20 protein-coding genes are annotated in these 21,028 nt (G+C 57.8%); 12 read left to right on the top strand and 8 right to left on the bottom strand.

Annotated elements, in window-relative coordinates:
• Nucleotides 1-18: 18 nt before the first annotated feature.
• The 6 genes from ibaG to mlaF form a co-directional block, all read right to left on the bottom strand.
• Complete coding sequence (gene ibaG, locus HA46_RS15570) at nucleotides 19-276, bottom strand: BolA family iron metabolism protein IbaG (protein ID WP_084885270.1); 258 nt, start codon at nucleotides 274-276, stop codon at nucleotides 19-21.
• Nucleotides 277-391: 115 nt separating this feature from the next.
• Nucleotides 392-697 (bottom strand): lipid asymmetry maintenance protein MlaB, encoded by a 306-nt coding sequence (gene mlaB / locus HA46_RS15565; protein ID WP_033749276.1) that lies wholly within the window; start codon nucleotides 695-697, stop codon nucleotides 392-394.
• A 2-nt stretch (nucleotides 698-699) separates the two neighbouring features.
• Nucleotides 700-1,332, bottom strand: coding sequence for a phospholipid-binding protein MlaC (gene mlaC / locus HA46_RS15560; protein ID WP_033793316.1), 633 nt, complete (start codon nucleotides 1,330-1,332; stop codon nucleotides 700-702).
• A gap of 13 nt (nucleotides 1,333-1,345) precedes the next feature.
• Nucleotides 1,346-1,888, bottom strand: coding sequence for an outer membrane lipid asymmetry maintenance protein MlaD (gene mlaD, locus HA46_RS15555; protein WP_084885267.1), 543 nt, complete (start codon nucleotides 1,886-1,888; stop codon nucleotides 1,346-1,348).
• A 4-nt stretch (nucleotides 1,889-1,892) separates the two neighbouring features.
• Nucleotides 1,893-2,675, bottom strand: a complete 783-nt coding sequence (gene mlaE / locus HA46_RS15550) for a lipid asymmetry maintenance ABC transporter permease subunit MlaE (RefSeq protein ID WP_033793314.1) — start codon at nucleotides 2,673-2,675, stop codon at nucleotides 1,893-1,895.
• 4 nt (nucleotides 2,676-2,679) lie between these two features.
• Nucleotides 2,680-3,495, bottom strand: a complete 816-nt coding sequence (mlaF, locus tag HA46_RS15545) for a phospholipid ABC transporter ATP-binding protein MlaF (protein ID WP_033749271.1) — start codon at nucleotides 3,493-3,495, stop codon at nucleotides 2,680-2,682.
• A gap of 225 nt (nucleotides 3,496-3,720) precedes the next feature.
• On the opposite strand from mlaF, the gene HA46_RS15540 reads away from it, so the two are divergent.
• From HA46_RS15540 to npr, 11 genes are all read left to right on the top strand, one after another.
• Nucleotides 3,721-4,701, top strand: a complete 981-nt coding sequence (locus HA46_RS15540; RefSeq protein WP_033793313.1) for a calcium/sodium antiporter — start codon at nucleotides 3,721-3,723, stop codon at nucleotides 4,699-4,701.
• A gap of 17 nt (nucleotides 4,702-4,718) precedes the next feature.
• Nucleotides 4,719-5,705, top strand: coding sequence for an arabinose-5-phosphate isomerase KdsD (gene kdsD / locus HA46_RS15535; RefSeq protein ID WP_084885265.1), 987 nt, complete (start codon nucleotides 4,719-4,721; stop codon nucleotides 5,703-5,705).
• Nucleotides 5,706-5,718: 13 nt separating this feature from the next.
• Nucleotides 5,719-6,285: a 3-deoxy-manno-octulosonate-8-phosphatase KdsC gene (kdsC, locus tag HA46_RS15530; protein ID WP_048784680.1), complete on the top strand. Its 567-nt coding sequence runs from the start codon at nucleotides 5,719-5,721 to the stop codon at nucleotides 6,283-6,285.
• Entirely contained in the window at nucleotides 6,282-6,860 is a 579-nt protein-coding gene (lptC, locus tag HA46_RS15525; protein ID WP_033793307.1) for an LPS export ABC transporter periplasmic protein LptC, read from the top strand. The genes kdsC and lptC overlap by 4 nt, the downstream gene beginning before the upstream one ends.
• Nucleotides 6,829-7,377 (top strand): lipopolysaccharide ABC transporter substrate-binding protein LptA, encoded by a 549-nt coding sequence (gene lptA, locus HA46_RS15520; protein ID WP_084885264.1) that lies wholly within the window; start codon nucleotides 6,829-6,831, stop codon nucleotides 7,375-7,377. The genes lptC and lptA overlap by 32 nt, the downstream gene beginning before the upstream one ends.
• A gap of 5 nt (nucleotides 7,378-7,382) precedes the next feature.
• A complete protein-coding gene (gene lptB, locus HA46_RS15515; protein ID WP_033749265.1) occupies nucleotides 7,383-8,108 on the top strand; it encodes an LPS export ABC transporter ATP-binding protein in 726 nt (241 codons plus the stop codon).
• A 47-nt stretch (nucleotides 8,109-8,155) separates the two neighbouring features.
• Nucleotides 8,156-9,589: an RNA polymerase factor sigma-54 gene (gene rpoN / locus HA46_RS15510; protein WP_033793306.1), complete on the top strand. Its 1,434-nt coding sequence runs from the start codon at nucleotides 8,156-8,158 to the stop codon at nucleotides 9,587-9,589.
• A 21-nt stretch (nucleotides 9,590-9,610) separates the two neighbouring features.
• On the top strand, nucleotides 9,611-9,898 hold the full coding sequence (gene hpf, locus HA46_RS15505) for a ribosome hibernation promoting factor (RefSeq protein WP_033793305.1): 288 nt from the start codon (nucleotides 9,611-9,613) through the stop codon (nucleotides 9,896-9,898).
• Nucleotides 9,899-10,054: 156 nt separating this feature from the next.
• Nucleotides 10,055-10,534: a PTS IIA-like nitrogen regulatory protein PtsN gene (gene ptsN, locus HA46_RS15500; protein ID WP_033749262.1), complete on the top strand. Its 480-nt coding sequence runs from the start codon at nucleotides 10,055-10,057 to the stop codon at nucleotides 10,532-10,534.
• Between the two features lie 54 nt (nucleotides 10,535-10,588).
• On the top strand, nucleotides 10,589-11,443 hold the full coding sequence (rapZ, locus tag HA46_RS15495; RefSeq protein ID WP_033749261.1) for an RNase adapter RapZ: 855 nt from the start codon (nucleotides 10,589-10,591) through the stop codon (nucleotides 11,441-11,443).
• Nucleotides 11,440-11,712, top strand: a complete 273-nt coding sequence (gene npr, locus HA46_RS15490; protein WP_033793304.1) for a PTS phosphocarrier protein NPr — start codon at nucleotides 11,440-11,442, stop codon at nucleotides 11,710-11,712. The genes rapZ and npr overlap by 4 nt, the downstream gene beginning before the upstream one ends.
• A gap of 3 nt (nucleotides 11,713-11,715) precedes the next feature.
• On the opposite strand, the gene mtgA is transcribed toward npr, so the two are convergent.
• Together mtgA and arcB are read right to left on the bottom strand one after the other, a co-directional pair.
• The gene (gene mtgA, locus HA46_RS15485) at nucleotides 11,716-12,435 is read right to left on the bottom strand and encodes a monofunctional biosynthetic peptidoglycan transglycosylase (protein ID WP_084885263.1); all 720 of its coding nucleotides are present in this window, start codon (nucleotides 12,433-12,435) and stop codon (nucleotides 11,716-11,718) included.
• An 884-nt stretch (nucleotides 12,436-13,319) separates the two neighbouring features.
• Nucleotides 13,320-15,662, bottom strand: coding sequence for an aerobic respiration two-component sensor histidine kinase ArcB (arcB, locus tag HA46_RS15480; RefSeq protein WP_084885261.1), 2,343 nt, complete (start codon nucleotides 15,660-15,662; stop codon nucleotides 13,320-13,322).
• A gap of 848 nt (nucleotides 15,663-16,510) precedes the next feature.
• Here arcB and gltB point away from each other — a divergent pair.
• The gene (gene gltB, locus HA46_RS15475; protein ID WP_084885259.1) at nucleotides 16,511-20,980 is read left to right on the top strand and encodes a glutamate synthase large subunit; all 4,470 of its coding nucleotides are present in this window, start codon (nucleotides 16,511-16,513) and stop codon (nucleotides 20,978-20,980) included.
• Nucleotides 20,981-21,028: the final 48 nt, after the last annotated feature.

Raw genomic sequence — 21,028 nt, 5'->3', positions numbered from 1 at the left:
AGCGCCCATGATGAAGGCTTAAAAACCGTTGATTTTACGGTCGCGCGCCCATTCAGCAGGGGTATAAGTTTTAATGGAGACGGCATGAATGCGGTTGTCGGCGATATATTCCATCAGCGGCGCATAAACGGCCTGCTGTTTTTTCACGCGGCTCAGCTCGCCAAACATTTCACCTACGGCAATTACCTGAAAATGGCTGCCGTCGTTGCTCATCACGTGGACTTCGTCCAGCGGCAGCGCTTTCATCAGCACGGCCTGAATTTCACTGTTTTCCATTGCTCATTACTTAAGTTGTAAAGAATAAAGGGTGACATCTTAGAGGAAAGCGGCGGACTCTTAAACATGCAAAAGCCCCTGCCAGAAACAGGGGCTTAAGAGATTAAGAAAGCGGTCAGCTGCTTTTTTCCGCAGAAACAATAATCTGCTGAAGATTGTAGAGAGTGATTAGCGACTGCAATTTCTCGCTGATGCCGCTAAAACGCGGCGTGACGCCCTGAGCGCGGGCGATTTCACGCAGGTGCACCAGCAGCGCCAGACCGGCCGAGTCGACGCGCGCCAGTCCGGAAACGTCGATAATCTCTGCTTTGTCGATCAGCGTATCGCGCTGCTGCCACAGCGCCAGCAGCGTATCTCGGTTCAGTTCGCCGTACAGCGACAGCGTGCTGGCGTCACGCTGCCAGCGTAATGACTCATGCATCGTTACTGTTTATCCAGCGTAATCGGCTGTGCCGCAGAGCTTTTCAGCTGCGCGGTCAGGCCATCAATGCCTTTGGTACGCAGCAAATCGCCCCACTCGTTCTGTTTGGTGGTGATCATGCTGACGCCTTCGGCAACCATGTCATAGGCCTGCCAGTTGCCGCTCTGGCTGTTTTTACGCCACTGAAAATCCAGGCGAACCGGCGGACGACCGTTGGGATCCACTATGGTGACGCGAATGGCGACGATATTCTTGCCATCGAGCGACTGCTCCGGCTGAATCTGGTAAGTCTGGCCATGATAGAGCGCCAGCGCCTGGCCGTAAGCCTGCGCCAGATAATCGCCAAATGCGGCGAAATAGGCATCGCGCTGCGCTGGCGTCGCCTCACGATAGTAGCGGCCCAGCACCAGCGCGCCGGCGTACTTGATTTGCACATAGGGCAGCAGTTCCTGACGAACGATATCGCGCAGGTAGTTAGGGTTCTGCTTGATTTTGGGCTGCTCATTTTTAAGACGCGTAAACGTCTTAGCCGCCGCTTCATTCATCAGCTTGTAAGGATTGCTTTGGTCGGCGGCATTCGCCGCGGCCAGCGGCGCAACGACCAGCATGGCAATCATCAGGAAACGTTTGAACATCGTGTTTTACCTCTCAGGGTTGAGCCGGGGCAGCAGGCGCGCTCTCGTCGCCCTGCGTACCCTTGTTATCCGTATCGTTTTTCTTGTCGCCGCTCTTGTACAGGAACTGGCCTATCAGATCCTCTAGCACCATGGCCGATTTGGTATCGCGCAGCGTGTCGCCGTCTTTCAACATCGCCGAACCCAGTTCGGGATCGTCAAAGCCTAGATTCAACGCTAAAAACTGCTCGCCGAGTAAGCCTTGCGTGCGGATCGCCAGCGAGCTGGTATCGGGAATCTTGTCGGCGTACTCCTCGCTGATCGCCATAGTGACGCGCGGCAGCAGCGTTTTAGGTTCAAGGGAGATGTCAGTGACGCGGCCGATGACCACGCCGCCGATTTTAACCGGCGAGCTGACTTTCAGGCCGCCGATATTATCGAAGGTGGCGTAAAGCTGCCAGGTCGGCTGCGTGCCGAGCGACTTAAGATCCGCCACGCGCAGGCAGAGAAACAGCATCGCCACCAGCGCCAGAAGCATAAACACGCCAACCCAAATTTCGCTTTTTTTGCTTTGCATTGCATTAGTTCCCAAACATCAGTGCTGTCAGCACAAAATCCAGACCGAGCACCGCCAGCGAGGCGTGCACCACGGTGCGCGTCGTCGCGCGGCTAATCCCTTCAGAGGTCGGAATCGCGTCGTAACCGTTAAACAGCGCGATCCAGGTGACCGTCACGGCAAAAACGGCGCTTTTAATAATGCAGTTGATTACGTCAGTGCGAAAATCGACCGCGTTTTGCATCGCCGACCAGAAAAAGCCGGGATCGATGCCCTTCCAGCTCACGCCAACCAGCGCGCCGCCAGCGATGCCGACGGCGGTAAAAATCAGCGTCAGCAGCGGCATGCTGATAAAGCCCGCCCAGAAGCGCGGCGAGACGACGCGGCGCAGCGGATCGACCGCCATCATCTCCATGCTGGAGAGCTGCTCGGTCGCCTTCATCAGGCCAATCTCTGCCGTCAGCGCCGATCCGGCGCGCCCGGCGAACAGTAGCGCGGTCACGACCGGCCCCAGCTCGCGCAACAAAGAGAGCGCCACCAGCATGCCGAGACTGGTTTCCGCGCTGTAGGTGGTCAGCACCAGATAGCCTTGCAGCCCCAGCACCATGCCGATAAACAGCCCGGAGACGACGATAATCAACAGCGATAAGACGCCGACGCTGTAAAGCTGTTTGATCAGCAGCGGCGCGTGTTTACGAAAGGCGGGTTTCCCTACCAGCGCGTGAAACAGCATTAAGCCTGCCCGACCAAAGGTGGAGCAGGTATTGATTCCCCGGCGTCCCAATGACGCCAGCGCCTTTAACAACATTGGCTTACACTCTCCCTGAGCCGGTTAAGTCGGCAAGATAGTCTCCGGCGGCAAACCGGAACGGGACAGGTCCGTCCGCAATCCCATCCAGAAACTGACGCACGCGCGGGTCGGGGTTTTGCCGCAGCTCCGGCGTGCTGCCCTGCGCAATGATTTTCTGGCCGGCCACGATATAGGCCCTGTCGGCGATGCTGAGCACCTCCGGCACATCGTGCGATACCACAATGCAGGTGAGGCCCAGCGAATGGTTGAGCTCGTCGATCAGCTTGACCAGCACGCCCATAGTAATGGGATCCTGGCCGACAAAAGGTTCGTCGAACATGATGAGCTCCGGCTCAAGCGCGATAGCGCGCGCCAGCGCGGCACGCCGCGCCATCCCGCCGGAGAGCTCTGCCGGCTTCAGCTGCGCCGCGCCGCGCAGTCCCACCGCTTCCAGCTTCATCATCACCGTGCTGTGCAGCAGCGCCGCAGGCAGCTGCGTATGCTCGCGCAGCGGCCAGGCCACGTTTTCATATACCGTCAGATCGGTGAACAGCGCGCCGGACTGAAACAGCATGCTCATCTTTTTTCGGGTTTCATAAAGCTTCGCGCGGGACAAGCTGGGAATATTTTCGCCGCGAAACCAGATCTCGCCCCGATCGGGCTGCAGCTGGCCGCCAATCAGGCGCAGCAGCGTGGTTTTGCCTATGCCCGACGGCCCCATAATGGCCGTAACTTTTCCCTTTGGCACCGTCAGCGAAATATCGTCGAAAATCGGACGATCGCCGCGTGTAAAACTGACGCCACGAACCTCAACCAGGTTCGTTTCCTGTTGGTCCATTATTACCTCTTCTGTGGATCGGGCGTTATAAAGCCTACGATGGTAGCCTGTAACGCGCCAGTTCACGATAGCATTACAGAAACTTACTGCCTTCATTTGGCGAAAGCGGGCATAAAATTTACTTTTGCCGCTCAGACGGTCAAAATCAGCGCCTGTTTCTGATGACAGAACCTGAAACCTGCCGCACAAGACGTGTCGGCAACGCATTTCATCCAAGGATTTTTCATGTTCGTAGCCGCTGCCCTGCTGATCGTTGGTTTGATTTTACTGGCTTATGGCGCCGATCGCCTGGTGTTTAGCGCCGCGATACTGTGTCGATCCTTTGGTATCCCGCCGCTGATTATCGGCATGACGGTCGTCAGCATCGGCACTTCGCTACCCGAGATGATCCTCTCTTTTTCAGCAGCGCAGCACGGTCAGATGGATCTCGCCGTCGGCACCGCGCTGGGCTCCAATATCACCAATATTTTACTGATCCTCGGCGGCGCGGCGCTGCTGCACCCTCTGAACATATACTCCAATCTGATCCGGCGCGAACTGCCGCTGATGCTGCTGGTCTCGCTGCTCAGCGGCCTGATGCTGTTCGATAACTACCTGAGCCGCCTTGACGGCCTCGGCCTGATCGCCATCGCCCTCGCCTATCTGCTGGTGGCGATCCGCTTCGCGCGCCGCGCCGAGCGGGACAATAGCGATACCCTGACTCGCGAACAGCTTGCGGAGCTGCCGCGCGAAGAGAGCGGCAACACGGTAGCCTTTCTCTGGCTGGCGGTCGCGCTGATCATCTTGCCCATGGCGACGCGCATGGTGATCGACAACGCCACCACCTTTGCCGATTATTTCGGCGTCAGCGAGCTGGTGATGGGCGCCACGCTGATCGCGGTAGGCACCAGCCTGCCGGAGCTGGCGACGGTACTGGCGGGCGCGCTGAAAGGCGAAGACGATATCGCCATCGGCAATCTTATCGGCGCCAACATTTATAATATCGCCATCGTGCTGGGCTTACCGGCGCTGATCAACCCCGGTAGCGTGGACGAACATGCCTTCGCGCGCGATTACTGGGTAATGCTGGCCGTCAGCGCGCTGTTTGCCCTGCTCTGCCTGCAGCGCCGCCGCCGCATCGGCCGCGTCGCAGGCGCTTTCTTACTCTGTGGTTTCATCGTCTGGGGCGCGCTTTTGTGGATTGAGCCCGCTTTCCTCGACGGCTAACAAAGGACCGATTTGCCATGTCAACTCAGCTTTCAAACGCGAATTTCGACTTTCAGACGGCGGGAAAAGCGGTACTGCGCATCGAGCGTGAAGGTCTGGAACAGCTGGACCAGTATATTAACGACGATTTTACCCGCGCCTGCGAGATGATCTATCGCTGCCAGGGCAAAGTCGTCGTCATGGGCATGGGCAAGTCGGGCCATATCGGCAAGAAGATGGCCGCCACCTTCGCCAGTACCGGCACGCCCGCCTTTTTCGTGCATCCGGGCGAAGCCAGCCACGGCGACCTGGGAATGGTCGGCCGCAACGATGTGGTGCTCGCCATCTCTAACAGCGGCGAGTCCAACGAAATTCTGGCGCTGATCCCGGTGCTGAAGCGCCAGCATGTGCCGCTTATCTGCCTTACCAGCCGCCCCGACAGCGCCATGGGCCGCGCCGCCGACGTGCATCTGTGCGTAAAAGTGCCGCAGGAAGCCTGCCCGCTCGGGCTCGCTCCGACCAGCAGCACCACGGCGACGCTGGTAATGGGCGATGCGCTGGCGGTGGCGCTGCTGGAAGCGCGCGGCTTTACCGCGGAAGATTTCGCGCTGTCGCATCCGGGCGGCGCGCTGGGCCGCAAGCTGCTGCTGCACGTGAGCGACATCATGCACAGCGGCGACGAAATTCCGCACGTGACGCGCGACGCCTCGCTGCGCGACGCGCTGCTGGAGATTACGCGTAAAAATTTAGGGCTGACGGTTATCGTCGACGATCTGATGAAGATCGAAGGCATTTTTACCGACGGCGACCTGCGCCGCATCTTCGATATGGGCATCGACTTTCAGAAGGCCACCATTTCGGAAGTGATGACGCGCGGCGGCATTCGGGTTCGCCCCAATATGCTGGCGGTCGAGGCGCTGAACCTGATGCAAAACAAAAACATTACCGCTGTGCTGGTGGCCGATGACGATCGTCTGCTCGGTGTGGTACATATGCATGACATGCTGCGCGCCGGCGTAGTCTGAACAGGAAATGAGAATGTCGGTAAATACTTCCCTGGTAGAAACCTGCTACGGCCCGGTCAGCGCAGAGGTGATGGCGCGCGCCGGCCAGATCCGTCTGCTGATTTGCGACGTCGACGGCGTGATGTCTGACGGCGTGATCTATATGGGCAATAACGGCGAAGAGCTGAAAGCTTTTAACGTGCGCGACGGCTACGGCATCCGCTGTTTGCTAACCTCTGACATAGAGGTGGCGATTATTACCGGACGCAACGCGCGCCTGATGGAGGATCGCTGCAAAACCTTAGGCATTCGTCATCTTTACCAGGGACAGTCCGATAAGCTTTTGGCCTATCGTGAACTTCTGGATAAACTGTCGCTTTCCGATGAGCAGGTCGCCTATATCGGCGATGACCTTATCGACTGGCCGGTGATGGCCCGGGTAGGGCTGAGCGTGGCGGTGGCGGATGCGCATCCGGTGTTGCTGCCGCGCGCCCATTACGTTACGCGAATCGCAGGCGGGCGCGGCGCAGTACGCGAACTGTGCGACCTGATTTTAATGGCGCAGAACAAATTTGAGGATGCCAAAGGGCAATCAGTATGAGTAAAAGCAGGCGTTGGATAACGCTGATTCTGGCCTTAATTGCGCTGGTGCTAATCGGCTGGAACCTGACCAGTCAGGATGAAAGCAGCGCGCCGGTCGCCGCCAACGATCAGGAGCCGACCTATACCAGCGCGAATTCGAACACCGTGGTCTACAACCCGCAAGGGGCGCTGGCTTACAAACTGGTGTCCGATAAAGTGACCTATTTCGCGACGGATGAAGTTAGCTGGTTCGACAAGCCGGTAATGACCACCTACGACGAAAATAAAGTGCCGACATGGTCAGTCCGCGCCGATAAAGCCAAATTAACCAAAGATCGTATGCTTTATCTGTATGGTCACGTCGAGGTGAATACCCTGACGCAGGATTCGCAGCTGCAGCGCATCAAAACTGACAACGCGCAGGTCAACCTCGTCTCGCAGGACGTGACCTCCGACGATCAGGTTACTTTGTTCGGGCGCGGTTTTAACTCTACCGGCATGAAGATGCGCGGGAATTTACGGACCAAAAACGCCGAGTTGATTGAAAAGGTCAAAACTTATTATGAAATTCAAAATGCACAACAACAGCCTTAAGTTTTTCCTGGTCGGCGCTCTGCTGGCGGCCAGCTTGCCCGCGCTGGCGGTGACCGGCGACTCGGACAAACCCGTCAACATCGACTCCGAAAACCAGGCGCTGGACCTGCAAGGCAATGTGGCGACCTTTACCGGCAACGTCATCGTGACCCAGGGAACGATCAAAATCACCGCCGATAAAGTGGTGGTGACGCGCCCTGGCGGCGACAGTAATAAAAACATCGTGGACGCCTACGGCAATCCCGCCACCTTCTACCAGATGCAGGACAGCGGCAAGCCGGTCCAGGGCCACGCCGCTAAGCTGCACTATGAGCTGGCGAAAGATTTCGTCGAGCTGACCGGCAACGCTTATATCGAGCAGCAGGACAGCAATATCAAAGGCGACCGAATTACCTATCTGGTCAAAGAGCAGAAAATGCAGGCCTACAGCCAGGGTCAGAGCAAGCGCGTCACCACTGTGCTGGTGCCGTCGCAGCTGCAGGATAAAAACGCTAACAGCCCGAAAAAGAGTAACTGATCGCTATGGCCACTTTAATCGCAGAAAATCTGGCGAAGGCCTATAAAGGCCGTCGCGTGGTGGAAGATGTCAGCCTGCAGGTGAAATCGGGCGAGATCGTCGGCCTGCTCGGCCCTAACGGCGCGGGCAAGACCACTACCTTCTACATGGTCGTCGGCATCGTGCCGCGCGACGCGGGCCGCATCGTGATCGATGAGGATGATATCAGCATTCTGCCGCTGCACGCCCGCGCGCGTCGCGGCATCGGCTACTTGCCGCAGGAGGCGTCGATTTTCCGCCGTCTCAGCGTTTATGACAATCTGATGGCGGTGCTGCAAATTCGCGACGATCTCACCGAAGAGCAGCGTCAGGATCGCGCTAATGAGCTGATGGACGAGTTCCATATCGCCCATCTGCGCGACAGCATGGGTCAGGCGCTGTCGGGCGGCGAGCGCCGCCGCGTCGAGATTGCGCGCGCGCTGGCCGCTAATCCCAAATTTATTCTGCTGGATGAGCCTTTCGCCGGCGTCGACCCCATCTCGGTTATCGATATTAAAAAAATCATCGAGCACCTGCGCGACAGCGGGCTCGGCGTGCTGATTACCGACCATAACGTACGTGAAACCCTGGCGGTTTGCGAACGCGCCTATATCGTCAGCCAGGGGCGTCTTATCGCTCACGGCACGCCGAATGAAATTCTTGAAGATGAGCAGGTTAAACGGGTTTATTTGGGCGAAGAGTTCAGACTCTGATAAGGTGTCGTTAATACGATGTTTGCTTAGGAAATCCCGTCCTGAATATGAAGCAAGGTTTGCAACTCAGGTTCAGCCAACAGCTGGCGATGACTCCGCAGTTGCAGCAGGCCATTCGGCTGCTGCAACTCTCTACGCTTGAACTGCAGCAAGAGCTGCAGCTGGCGCTGGAGAGCAATCCGCTGCTGGAACAGGCTGAAGTGCATGAAGAGATCGACAGCCGCGACTATCAGGAAGATGAGGTGCTGGACACGCGCGAGGCGCTTGAACAGAAAGAGATGCCGGACGATTTGCCGCTCGACGCCACCTGGGACGAGATGTACACCGCAGGCACCCCTTCCGGCACCGGCACCGACTATCAGGACGACGAACTGCCGGTCTATCAGGGCGAAACCACCCAGTCGCTGCAGGACTACCTGATGTGGCAGGTGGATTTAACGCCCTTTACCGATACCGATCGCGCTATCGCCACCTCGATCGTCGACGCCATCGATGATACCGGCTACCTCACCGTTTCGCTTGACGAGATCCTCGACAGCATGGGCGATGAAGAGCTGGCGCTGGATGAGGTCGAGGCGGTGCTGAAGCGCATTCAGCGCTTCGATCCGGTCGGGGTCGGCGCGCGCGACCTGCGCGACTGCCTGCTGGTGCAGCTCTCTCAGTTCGCGCCGACCACGCCGATGCTGGCCGAAGCGCGGCTGATCGTCAGCGACCATCTCGACCTGCTGGCCAACCACGATTTCCGCAGCCTGATGCGCGTAACCCGTTTCAAAGAAGATGTGCTGAAAGAGGCGATGCTGCTGATTCAGTCGCTGGATCCACGTCCTGGCCAGTCGGTGCAGACCGGCGAGCCGGAATATGTCATTCCCGATGTGCTGGTGCGCAAGGTCGGCAAGCGCTGGACGGTGGAGCTCAACGCCGATAGCGTGCCGCGTCTCAAAATCAATCAGCAGTACGCCGCTATGGGCGGCGCGGCGCGGAACGACAGCGACAGCCAGTTTATCCGCAGCAATCTGCAGGAAGCGCGCTGGCTGATCAAAAGTCTGGAAAGCCGCAACGATACGCTGCTGAAAGTCACGCGCTGCATCGTCGAGCAGCAGCAGGCCTTTTTCGAGCAGGGCGAAGAGTTTATGCGTCCGATGGTGCTGGCAGATATCGCCCAGGCGGTAGATATGCATGAATCCACCATCTCTCGCGTGACCACGCAGAAATATCTGCACAGCCCGCGCGGCATCTTCGAACTTAAATATTTTTTCTCCAGCCACGTAAATACCGAAGGCGGCGGCGAAGCCTCTTCTACGGCAATCCGCGCGCTGGTGAAAAAATTAATCTCGGCGGAGAATCCCGCTAAACCCTTGAGTGACAGCAAGCTCACCACCATGTTATCTGAACAGGGCATCATGGTGGCGCGCCGGACCGTCGCTAAATATCGCGAGTCTTTATCTATCCCGCCCTCCAACCAGCGTAAACAGCTGGTTTGACCGAAATGAGAAGGAAGACCTATGCAGCTAAACCTCACTGGGCAAAACGTTGAAATCACCGAACCACTGCGTGAATTCATCAACACGAAATTCGCCAAACTGGAACACTACTTCGATCGTATCAATCAGGTTTATATTGTTCTGAAAGTGGAGAAGGTCACTCAGGTTGCGGAAGCGACTTTACACGTCAACGGCGGCGAGCTGCACGCCACGGCGGAAGCGGAAGATATGTACGCGGCGCTCGACGGACTGGTGGATAAACTCGCCCGTCAGCTCACCCGGCACAAAGACAAACTGAAAAAACACTAACCTTCACGCTTGCAGCGCGCTTGCCGCGCGCTCGAGGCGGCCAGGATGGGGCGGATTTACCGCCCCGTTTTGCCATCTGTGCAAGCGCCACGGGATACCGCGCGGCTGTTTAGCGCGGCAGGCCCGCGGCTCTGTGAACTCGCAAGTGAAACGACAATGAACAACGATCTGACACTGGAACTGAGCACCGTGCTGACGCCGGACTGTACGCGCAGCGGCGTACACTGCCAGAGTAAAAAGCGCGCGCTGGAAATTATCAGCGAGCTGGCAGCGAAGCAGCTTAATCTGCCGCATCAAACGCTGTTTGAAGCGATCCTGACCCGTGAACGCATGGGCAGCACCGGTATCGGCAACGGTATCGCCATTCCGCACGGCAAGCTGGAAGAGGATACGCTGCGCGCCGTCGGCGTCTTTATCAGCCTCGACCAGCCTATTGCATTCGATGCGGTGGACAACCAGCCGGTCGATCTGCTGTTTGCGCTGCTGGTGCCGGCGGATCAGTGCAAAACCCACCTGCACACGCTGTCTCTGGTCGCAAAACGCCTGGCGGATAAGACCGTGTGTCGCCGCCTGCGCGCGGCGCAGAGCGATGAAGAACTCTACGCCATTATTACAGAAGCTCCAGAGGAGCAGTAACGCGCGCTGCGCTTTTACCGGCGTGCGCGCCGGTTTAAAACGGGAGAGAAGGTCATGGTGCTGATGATCGTTAGCGGTCGGTCAGGCTCAGGAAAGTCGGTGGCGCTACGCGCGCTGGAAGATATGGGGTTCTACTGCGTCGATAACCTCCCCGTGGTGCTGTTGCCCGAGCTGGCGAACTCGCTGGTGGAGCGCAATATTTCGGCCGCCGTCAGCATCGACGTGCGCAATATGCCGGAGTCGCCTGAGGTGTTCGAACACGCGCTGAATAATCTGCCGGACGCCTTTTCGCCGCAGCTGCTGTTTCTGGACGCCGATCGCAATACGCTGATCCGCCGCTACAGCGACACGCGCCGCCTGCATCCGCTCTCCAGCAAAAATCTCTCGCTGGAAAGCGCCATTGATGAAGAGAACGATCTGCTGGAGCCGCTGCGCTCACGCGCCGATTTAATTATCGATACTTCGGAAATGTCGGTTCACGAACTGGCGGAGATGCTGCGCACGCGTCTGCTGGGCAAGCGCGAACGCGAACTAACCATGGTCTTCGAGTCTTTTGGCTTCAAGCACGGCATCCCCATCGACGCCGACTACGTTTTCGACGTGCGCTTTCTGCCTAACCCGCACTGGGATCCCAAGCTGCGGCCAATGACCGGCCTCGATCGCCCAGTGGCGGCGTTTCTCGATCGTCATACCGAAGTGCACAACTTTATCTATCAGACACGCAGCTACCTTGAACTATGGCTGCCGATGCTGGAAACCAACAACCGCAGCTATCTGACCGTCGCCATCGGCTGTACCGGCGGTAAACACCGTTCGGTCTATATCGCCGAGCAGCTGGCGGACTACTTCCGCTCACGCGGCAAAAATGTGCAGTCGCGCCATCGTACGCTGGAAAAACGCAAATCATGACCGTCAAGCAAACCGTGGAAATCAAAAATAAGCTGGGCATGCACGCCCGTCCGGCCATGAAGCTGTTTGAGCTGGTGCAGAGCTTCGATGCCGAAGTGTTGCTGCGTAACGAATCCGGCACGGAGGCGGAGGCCAGCAGCGTTATCGCCCTGTTGATGCTCGACTCGGCGAAAGGCGGCCATATCGAGATTGAAGCCAGCGGCCCGGAAGAGCGTCAGGCGCTGGCTGCCGTCATCGAACTTTTCGAGGCTGGCTTCGACGAAGAATAAACGCTAGTTGAGATGATGACGCTGCAGAAAGCCTTCTCCGCCTAGCTGGCGCATCTGGCGCATAATCCACTGCTGACGCTGCCGCACATAGCCAGAGGGCGCGTCGGCGCGAAAACGGATGGGGTTCGGCAGCACCGCCGCCAGCAGCGCCGCTTCCGCTATCGTCAAACGGCTGGCCGGCTTGTGAAAATAGCGCTGCGCCGCCGCCTCTACGCCAAAGGTGCCCTGCCCGAACTCGGCGATATTGAGATAGACCGTCAGGATGCGACGTTTGGTCCAGACGGTTTCGATGCCAACCGTCAAGCCCGCCTCCAGCCCTTTCCTCACCCAGCTGCGCCCATCCCAGAGAAAAAGATTTTTCGCCGTTTGCTGCGAAAGCGTCGAAGCGCCGCGCATGCGCTCGCCTTCGCTGCCCAGCGCCGTTTCAATCGCGTCGACGTCAAATCCCCAGTGCTCGGGAAATTTTTGATCTTCTGCGGCGATCACCGCCAGCGCCATCCAGGGCGATATCTCATCGTGACCCACCCAGTCGGCGTGCGCGACGTAATGAACGTCGCCGCGCAGCCAGGCACCGATTTGCCGTTCCGCCATCACCGCTGAAAATGGCACCGGCAGAAAGGAAAACACAATAATTCCCGCGACCCAGATACCCGCGACAGCGACCACTGCGCCGATAGCAAGCCGCTTAATGCGTTGCCAGCGGTTACCTTTATTCTTGCTCATGCAATGTTCTCTTACCTGTTCCCTGCATTAATCAATTCCCGGCGTGATGAAAGCCGCATTTTGTTCAAAAGCGCTGAAGAAGCGCCAAAAGTTGCGCGTCGCTTAACCGTTACCGCGCAGTTTTATCCGTAAAATAGTAAAACAGATCGAATGACATCAAGCACTTCCGTAAAAAAGGAATCGGTTCCATACTTGTTGCCCGCTTATCGCTTTTCACGCCATATACTTAATGATTGGTAATAAGCGCCACTTCAAATGATTTACTTTTCTAAACTATGGGCAAGAGAGCACTGTTGTGCTTTTCACCAAATGAAGCGAATGGTTACACAACAGGCAACTTCAGGCTGCTAATTTGCTCTTCATAGCGCTGTCTGCACCACTCAATTTTATGCGTGGCGCCCTGCAAAATGACAGGACTTAATTTAAATCTGGAACTTTAAAGACGCGCTTTCCAAAACGTTTTGGATAATAGCGCGGAAATAGCCCTTTATACTTTAAATTTCATTGCGTTATCATAACTCAAGCCGCGATAAACCGCTGTGCGCCCTTTTTCCGGGTTTAAGGCCATGCTCCTAACGTCATGGCAACCGAAAACCGCACAAAAAATGCAACAATTGGTCAAAATAAGCGCAATGCAACGCAGAAATTAATTCCTTACTTGACTGTGTTGGCAAATTAATGTTTTCTGTATTTAAACGCTGCTCAACATCACACATTTTAATGAATCTTTACCTGGTCATTGATGAATTTGCTAAGGTGATGACAGACGTTAACCGATACCACGCTGCTGCGCTTAAACTCCTCCAAGTATAGCAACAGCGACTTTTTCCCTGGTGTTGGCGCAGTATTCGCGCACCCCGGTCTTCGACTGGGGTCATTTTTTTTCAGGCCCCCTGGTTTTCTCTTTCCGCTACCCAGTCGCGCAATACCTGAACGTCATGACGCCACTCGCGCTTGAGCTCTTCAACCCATTCGCCTACGTTATCCCACCATGCAGGCAGCTCCGGGCTTTGAATCTGTTTAGCTACCTGCTGCAGATGCTGTAGCCCAACCGATCCCGCCGCGCCTTTGATTTTGTGCCCCTCTTCCGCAATGCCTTTCTGGTCGCGCGCCATAAGGTTCGAATCAAGCACCTCCAGATAGCCAGGCATCATCTGTTCAAACATCGTCAGGCTCTGCGTAATCAGGCTGGGGCCCACCAGTTCGATATATTGCTCCAGCATCGGCACATCCAGCAGCGCGCGCGTCTTGTCATCGCTTTCCGGGTGGTCGGCGCCAGCCTCTTCATTTTGATGATCCCAGAACTTCTTGATCATGGCGGTAAGCGCCGGAACGGAAAGCGGTTTGCTCAGCACGTCGTCCATACCGGCTTCCAGATACTCTTTTTTATCTTTGAGCACGTTGGCGGTCAGCGCCACCAGCGGCGGCAGGCTGGCGTCTGGATAGCGCTGATGGATGGCGCGCGAGACGTCGAGTCCGGTCATATCCGGCAGCTGGATATCCAGCAGGGCGAGATCGAACTCCAGCGGATCGAACATTTCCAGCGCGGCCTGGCCGGTCATGGCGACCTCGACGCTGCAGCCAAGCTTCTCCAGCACCGAGCGCGCCACGATGACGTTCAGCTCAATATCTTCCACCAGTAAAACGTGTAGCGCCGGCAGCGGCATGCTGCTGTCTCTGCTGTCATCCTCCACCTCTTCGGCCACGCGCGGCGCCTTGATCAGCACGGTAAAGCAGGAGCCCTGGCCTGGCGCGCTGCGTACGGTAATATCGCCGCCCATCGCCTGCGCCAGACGACGCGACACCGCCAGCCCGATGCCGGTGCCGGTCGCCGGCTTGCCGCCGTGCTGATCTTTCACCTGATAATACATGGCGAAGATCTTGTCCTGCTCTTCTTGCGGAATGCCCTGGCCGGAGTCCTCTACCTCGAAGCGCAGAGTCTCATTCGGCTCATAGGCGACGCGCACCACGATTTCGCCCTGCTGGGTGAATTTCACCGCGTTGCCGATCAGGTTCCACAGGATCTGACGCAGGCGCGTGCCGTCGGCGCAAATCTTGTGTGGCAGCGGTAAAGCGGGCGCCATCACGAACCTGAGCCCTTTCGGCTGCGCCAGCAGTCCGGAAAGGTTCTCCAGATCCGCCAGGAAGCCGGTGAAGTCGAGCGGCTGGTTATCCAGCTGCACCTTGCGGCGCTCGATCTTGTCGACTTCAATAACGTCGTTGAAGATATTGCCGAGCGTAATCGCTGAAACGTGAATGGTTTTCAGGTATTTCAGCTGTTCCTGATTGAGATCGGTGTCGAGCAAAATGCGGCTCAGGCCCACAATGCCGTTAAGCGGCGTACGCAGCTCGTGGCTGATAGTAGAGATAAAGGTGGTTTTCTCCCGGCTGGCGTTCTCCAGCGCGTCCTGGTAGCGCTTACGTTCGGTAATATCGCGGCCGAAGCCCATCAGCCCGCTGCGTTTGCCAACGCGGTCGTAGTAAGGCACTTTACGGATTTCGAAACAGGCTTTGCGCCCGTCCGGATATTGCAGCCACTGTTCGTAAGTGAGCGATACGTTATGACGGAAAACCTTTTCATCCGTCTCCAGCACTTTGGTCGCGGCGTCATCGTCATAGATATCGCGCGGCGTCAGGCCGATCAGCTGCTTTTCGCTTTTGCCGGTCAGCAACTCCATGGCGCGGTTACAGCCGGAGAACTGCTTGTCGATATTGCGGTAGAACACCAGATCGGGCGAAGCGTCGAGGAAAGATCGCAGAAACGAGGATTGCTGTTCCAGTTCGATCTGCGCCTGTTCGCGGCGGGCCATCTCCTCGCGCAGCTTATCCATCACCTGCTCGCGCGCCTGCTCCGCCTTGATACGGTCGTTAATTTCCTGATTGAGCTGGGTGATGGTCTCTTTCATCTGCTGATTGAGTTCTAAATCGCGGGTGCGCATCTCTTCCAGCTTATCCACCAGTCGCGACAGACGCTGACGCGACTCCTCCAGCTGATCGACCACCACCGAGAGAAAGTAGACCGCCCAGGGCGTAATCAGCAGCCCGAAGAACACCGAACGTACCACGTCGATGCTTTCGACATGGCCGCGCAGCACCATGGTCACCGCCATCTGCACCACCATCGCCAGCACCACCAGCGCCGACGCCAGCAGCAGCGAAAAACGCACCAGTCCCAGCTTAACCATCAAATCAACATAATACTGCGCCAGCAGGCGAATCTGTTTCATACGAACTCCCTGGAAAAGAACAGGCTCATCATAGCGTAATTAAGCCGTCGATGGCGCGACGAAGCGCCGGAAAGCGCGCGTTACGCCCCGTTATGGTGCATCTGACGCCACGATCGCCGACGATGCCTGCGCTGGCGCTAAATCACTTGACTAATTGCGCCAACCGAATAATCTGGAGGGCCGCCTGCTTCTCGGCGACTGTGATCCAAACCTCTCTTTTCTTTGTCGACAGCTTTCCGTTGTCCCGGCACCCCTTTTTCTATTTGCATATAAATTCATTTTAATTGCGTGAATAATCGCGCTTGCCGTGATTAATTTTACTTATGACGCCAGCTCATTTGCAGCAAAGAGGCTGTTATAAGAAAAACAGATACATGATGTGCGGGTAATCTGCTATGCAGCACATTCTGCTGTTAAAGCGTATCAAACCAGCACGGCGAAGGGATATGACGGCTGCATGACAGTGAGACAGTTCACATTTCGGCCGGGCAGGCGCAATGGCCGATCGCCTCTTTTTTTATAGTTAAATGGATAAAATTCAGTAACTTAATTAACAAATCCCCGTTAAAAAGACGACCAGGAACGCTATTTGACCTTATTCCGCTTTCCCGATAAGTTGGAAATCCGCTGGAAGCTTTCTGGACGAGTGCTCAACTCGTCATATTTATGCAGTAACAGAGATTCCCCCTGTAACAAGACCACGACGCTTGTGACAACGACGCCAAAGGCCAGACAGATGGGGCGACACAGGAGTGCAGCGCACGATGCGCGCCAGCCTGTCGCTTAGCACTTTCTGCGCCCGTAGCCCGACCAAAGGGAATCCACAGAGCCTGGGGAGGTTCACTGAAATGTTGTATGACAAATCCCTTGAAAAGGATAACTGTGGTTTCGGCCTCATCGCCCATATAGAAGGCGAACCTAGCCACAAGGTGGTGCGTACCGCTATCCACGCGCTGGCCCGTATGCAACACCGTGGCGCGATCCTTGCCGACGGCAAGACCGGCGACGGCTGTGGTCTGTTATTACAAAAACCTGACCGTTTCTTCCGCGTCGTTGCGGAAGAAAAAGGCTGGCGCCTGGCGAAAAATTACGCCGTAGGCATGCTGTTCCTCAGCCATGATGAGGAAGAGGCTCAGGCGAGCCGCCGCATTGTGGAAGAGGAAGTGGTCCGTGAAACCCTCTCTGTGGTCGGCTGGCGCGACGTGCCCGTCAATCAGGACGTATTGGGAGAGATCGCCCTCTCCTCTATGCCGCGCATTCAGCAACTCTTTATCAACGCCCCGGCCGGCTGGCGTCCGCGCGATATGGAGCGTCGCCTTTATATGGCGCGCCGCCGCGCGGAAAAGCGCATCGAGCAGACCGACGATAAAGCATTTTATATCTGCAGCTTCTCAAACCAGGTCAATATCTATAAAGGCCTGTGTATGCCGGCCGACCTGCCGCGCTTCTATCTCGACCTGGCGGACCTGCGTCTGGAATCGGCTATCTGCCTGTTCCACCAGCGCTTCTCTACCAACACCGTGCCGCGCTGGCCGCTGGCGCAGCCGTTCCGCTATATGGCGCACAACGGCGAAATCAACACCATCGCCGGTAACCGGCAGTGGGCGCGCGCGCGCGCCTACAAATTCAATACGCCGCTGATCCCCGATCTGCAGAATGCCGGGCCGTTCGTCAATGAAACCGGCTCCGACTCCAGTTCGATGGACAACATGCTGGAGCTGTTCCTGAACGGCGGTATGGACCTGGTGCGTGCGATGCGCCTGCTGGTGCCGCCCGCCTGGCAGAACAACCCGGATATGGATCCGGAACTGCGCGCCTTCTTCGACTTCAACTCCATGCATATGGAGCCGTGGGACGGCCCGGCAGGCATCGTCATGTCCGACGGCCGCTACGCCGCCTGTAACCTTGACCGTAACGGCCTGCGCCCGGCGCGCTATGTGATCACCAAGGACAAGCTGATTACCTGCGCATCCGAAGTCGGCATCTGGGACTACCAGCCGGACGAAGTGGTGGAAAAAGGCCGCGTCGGTCCTGGCGAGCTGATGGTGATCGACACCCGCATCGGGCGCATCCTCCATTCGGCGGAAACCGATAACGATCTGAAGAGCCGCCATCCCTATAAAGAGTGGATGGAGAAAAACGTTAAGCGTCTGGTGCCGTTCGAAGATCTGCCTGATGACCAGGTCGGCAGCCGCGAGCTGAACGATCCGCTGCTGGCGACCTACCAGAAGCAGTTCGGCTACAGCAGCGAAGAGCTCGACACTATTATTCGCGTGCTGGGCGAGAACGGCCAGGAAGCGGTCGGCTCAATGGGCGACGACACGCCGTTCGCCGTACTCTCCAGCCGCCCGCGCATTATTTATGACTATTTCCGCCAGCAATTTGCGCAGGTAACCAACCCGCCAATCGATCCGCTGCGTGAAAACCATGTGATGTCGCTGGCCACCAGCATCGGCCGTGAAATGAACGTCTTCTGCGAAGCGGAAGGCCAGGCGCATCGCGTCAGCTTTAAGTCCCCTATCCTGCTGTGGTCCGATTTTAATCAGCTGACCACCATGGAAGGCGAGTACTATCGCGCCGACACGCTCGACTGCACCTTCGATCCGGCGACGCAAACCCTGGAACAGGCGATGCACGCGCTGTGCGACGAGGCCGAGCGTATGGTGCGCGACGGCACCGTGCTGCTGGTGCTCTCCGATCGCGCCATCGGCGAAAACCGCCTGCCGGTTCCGGCGCCGATGATCGTCGGCGCGGTGCAGACGCGTCTGGTTGAGAAAAACCTGCGCTGCGACGCCAACATTATCGTTGAAACCGCCAGCGCGCGCGATCCGCACCACTTCGCCGTACTGCTCGGCTTCGGCGCGACCGCTATCTATCCTTATCTGGCCTATGAATCGCTGGCGAAGATGGTCGACAGCAACGTGATCGAGAAAGACTATCGCGCGGTGATGCTGAACTACCGTAACGGCATCAACAAAGGCCTTTACAAGATCATGTCCAAGATGGGCATCTCGACCATCGCCTCCTATCGCTGCTCGAAACTGTTCGAAGCGGTGGGCCTGCATGCCGATGTATCGCGTCTCTGCTTCCAGGGCGTGGTCAGCCGCATCAGCGGCGCCAGCTTCGCCGATTTCCAGCAGGATCTCACCAACCTGGCGAAACGCGCCTGGCTGCAGCGCAAGCCGCTGGACCAGGGCGGCCTGCTGAAGTATGTATACGGCGGCGAGTATCATGCCTATAACCCGGACGTGGTAGGTACGCTGCAACGCGCCGTCGAGAGCGGCGAATACAGCGACTATCAGGCCTATGCGAAGCTGGTGAACGAGCGCCCGGTCGCGACGCTGCGCGATCTGCTGGCGCTGCAGCCAGGCGCCGAATCGGTCCACATCGACGACGTCGAGCCGGCCAGCGAGCTGTTTAAGCGTTTTGACACCGCGGCGATGTCTATAGGCGCGCTCAGTCCGGAGGCGCATGAGGCGCTGGCCGAAGCGATGAACACGCTCGGCGGCTGCTCCAACTCCGGCGAAGGCGGCGAAGATCCGGCGCGCTACGGCACTAACAAAGTTTCGCGCATCAAGCAGGTCGCTTCCGGCCGCTTCGGCGTGACGCCGGCCTACCTGGTCAACGCCGACGTCATTCAGATTAAAGTGGCGCAGGGCGCGAAGCCGGGCGAAGGCGGCCAGCTGCCGGGCGACAAAGTCACGCCGTATATCGCGAAGCTGCGCTACTCCGTGCCGGGTGTCACGCTTATCTCCCCGCCACCGCATCATGACATTTACTCGATCGAAGATCTGGCGCAGCTGATTTTCGACCTGAAGCAGGTGAATCCTAAAGCGATGATATCGGTGAAACTGGTCTCCGAGCCAGGCGTCGGCACCATCGCGACCGGCGTGGCGAAAGCTTATGCCGACCTGATCACCATTGCCGGCTATGACGGCGGCACCGGCGCCAGCCCGTTAAGCTCGGTGAAATATGCGGGCTGTCCATGGGAGCTCGGACTGGTGGAAACCCAGCAGGCGCTGGTCTCCAACGGTCTGCGTCATAAGATCCGTCTGCAGGTCGACGGCGGCCTGAAAACCGGCCTCGACATTATCAAAGCGGCGATCCTCGGCGCGGAAAGCTTCGGCTTCGGCACCGGTCCGATGGTGGCGCTGGGCTGTAAATACCTGCGTATCTGTCACCTGAACAACTGCGCGACCGGCGTGGCGACCCAGGACGACAAGCTGCGTAAGAACCACTATCACGGCCTGCCCTTCAAGGTAACCAACTACTTTGAGTTCATCGCGCGTGAAACCCGCGAGCTGATGGCCAGCCTGGGCGTGAAGCGCCTGACTGACCTGATCGGCCGCACCGACCTGCTGAAAGAGCTGGACGGCTTCACCGCCAAGCAGCAGAACCTGGATCTCTCGTCGCTGCTGAAAACCGCGACGCCAATGCCGGGTAAAGCGCTGCACTGCACCGAAGGCAGCAACCCGCCTTTCGACAAGGGCGAGCTGAATAAAGCGCTGCACGACCAGGCGATGCCGTTTGTAGAAGCGAGACAGAGCAAGACCTTCTTCTTCGATATTCGCAACACCGACCGCTCCGTCGGCGCGACGCTCTCCGGCGCTATCGCGGCGATCCACGGCGATCAGGGGCTGGCGGCGGATCCGATCCGCGCGCACTTCTCCGGCACCGCCGGTCAGAGCTTCGGCGTGTGGAACGCTGGCGGCGTTGAGCTGACGCTTACCGGCGACGCCAACGACTACGTCGGCAAGGGAATGGCGGGCGGCATGCTGGCAATCCGTCCACCGGTCGGCTCCGCGTTCCGCAGCCACGAAGCGACCATAGCGGGCAACACCTGCCTCTACGGCGCGACGGGCGGCAAGCTGTTCGCCGCAGGCCGCGCAGGCGAGCGTTTCGCCGTGCGCAACTCGGGCGCGATTACGGTGGTAGAAGGGATCGGCGACAACGGATGCGAATATATGACCGGCGGCATTGTCTGCGTGCTGGGCCGCACCGGCGTCAACTTCGGCGCTGGCATGACAGGCGGCTTCGCCTACGTGCTGGATGAAGACGGCGAGTTCCGCAAGCGCGTCAACCCGGAGCTGGTGGAAGTGCTCAACGTCGACGAGCTGGCGATCCATGAAGAGCACCTGCGCGGTCTGATCACCGAGCATGTACAGCACACCGGCTCTAGCCGCGGCGAAGAGATCCTCGCCAACTGGCCGCTCTGGTCGTCGCGCTTCGCGCTGGTTAAACCCAAGTCCAGCGACGTCAAAGCGTTGCTGGGTCACCGCAGTCGTTCCGCAGCAGAGCTGCGCGTGCAGGCACAGTAATAGTTTGCCCCGTCCAGCGCGGCGCGCCGGACGGGATAGCCGTAAGAG

Source organism: Pantoea septica (assembly GCF_002095575.1).
Classification (GTDB): Bacteria; Pseudomonadota; Gammaproteobacteria; order Enterobacterales; family Enterobacteriaceae; genus Pantoea; species Pantoea septica.
The sequence above is the reverse complement of the archived record's forward strand: the minus strand, read 5'-3'. Positions and strand labels throughout refer to the sequence as shown.

Excerpts from the sequence above, each read along its gene's own strand:
- npr (WP_033793304.1), top strand. The coding sequence starts at position 11,440 with ATGACCGTCAAGCAAACCGTGGAAATCAAAAATAAGCTGGGCATGCAC.
- ptsN (WP_033749262.1), top strand. The coding sequence starts at position 10,055 with ATGAACAACGATCTGACACTGGAACTGAGCACCGTGCTGACGCCGGAC.
- kdsD (WP_084885265.1), top strand. The coding sequence starts at position 4,719 with ATGTCAACTCAGCTTTCAAACGCGAATTTCGACTTTCAGACGGCGGGA.
- rapZ (WP_033749261.1), top strand. The coding sequence starts at position 10,589 with ATGGTGCTGATGATCGTTAGCGGTCGGTCAGGCTCAGGAAAGTCGGTG.
- lptB (WP_033749265.1), top strand. The coding sequence starts at position 7,383 with ATGGCCACTTTAATCGCAGAAAATCTGGCGAAGGCCTATAAAGGCCGT.
- rpoN (WP_033793306.1), top strand. The coding sequence starts at position 8,156 with ATGAAGCAAGGTTTGCAACTCAGGTTCAGCCAACAGCTGGCGATGACT.
- arcB (WP_084885261.1), bottom strand. The coding sequence starts at position 15,662 with ATGAAACAGATTCGCCTGCTGGCGCAGTATTATGTTGATTTGATGGTT.
- lptA (WP_084885264.1), top strand. The coding sequence starts at position 6,829 with ATGAAATTCAAAATGCACAACAACAGCCTTAAGTTTTTCCTGGTCGGC.
- mlaE (WP_033793314.1), bottom strand. The coding sequence starts at position 2,675 with ATGTTGTTAAAGGCGCTGGCGTCATTGGGACGCCGGGGAATCAATACC.
- ibaG (WP_084885270.1), bottom strand. The coding sequence starts at position 276 with ATGGAAAACAGTGAAATTCAGGCCGTGCTGATGAAAGCGCTGCCGCTG.
- gltB (WP_084885259.1), top strand. The coding sequence starts at position 16,511 with ATGTTGTATGACAAATCCCTTGAAAAGGATAACTGTGGTTTCGGCCTC.
- hpf (WP_033793305.1), top strand. The coding sequence starts at position 9,611 with ATGCAGCTAAACCTCACTGGGCAAAACGTTGAAATCACCGAACCACTG.
- mlaB (WP_033749276.1), bottom strand. The coding sequence starts at position 697 with ATGCATGAGTCATTACGCTGGCAGCGTGACGCCAGCACGCTGTCGCTG.
- HA46_RS15540 (WP_033793313.1), top strand. The coding sequence starts at position 3,721 with ATGTTCGTAGCCGCTGCCCTGCTGATCGTTGGTTTGATTTTACTGGCT.
- mlaD (WP_084885267.1), bottom strand. The coding sequence starts at position 1,888 with ATGCAAAGCAAAAAAAGCGAAATTTGGGTTGGCGTGTTTATGCTTCTG.
- mlaF (WP_033749271.1), bottom strand. The coding sequence starts at position 3,495 with ATGGACCAACAGGAAACGAACCTGGTTGAGGTTCGTGGCGTCAGTTTT.
- mlaC (WP_033793316.1), bottom strand. The coding sequence starts at position 1,332 with ATGTTCAAACGTTTCCTGATGATTGCCATGCTGGTCGTTGCGCCGCTG.
- lptC (WP_033793307.1), top strand. The coding sequence starts at position 6,282 with ATGAGTAAAAGCAGGCGTTGGATAACGCTGATTCTGGCCTTAATTGCG.
- mtgA (WP_084885263.1), bottom strand. The coding sequence starts at position 12,435 with ATGAGCAAGAATAAAGGTAACCGCTGGCAACGCATTAAGCGGCTTGCT.
- kdsC (WP_048784680.1), top strand. The coding sequence starts at position 5,719 with ATGTCGGTAAATACTTCCCTGGTAGAAACCTGCTACGGCCCGGTCAGC.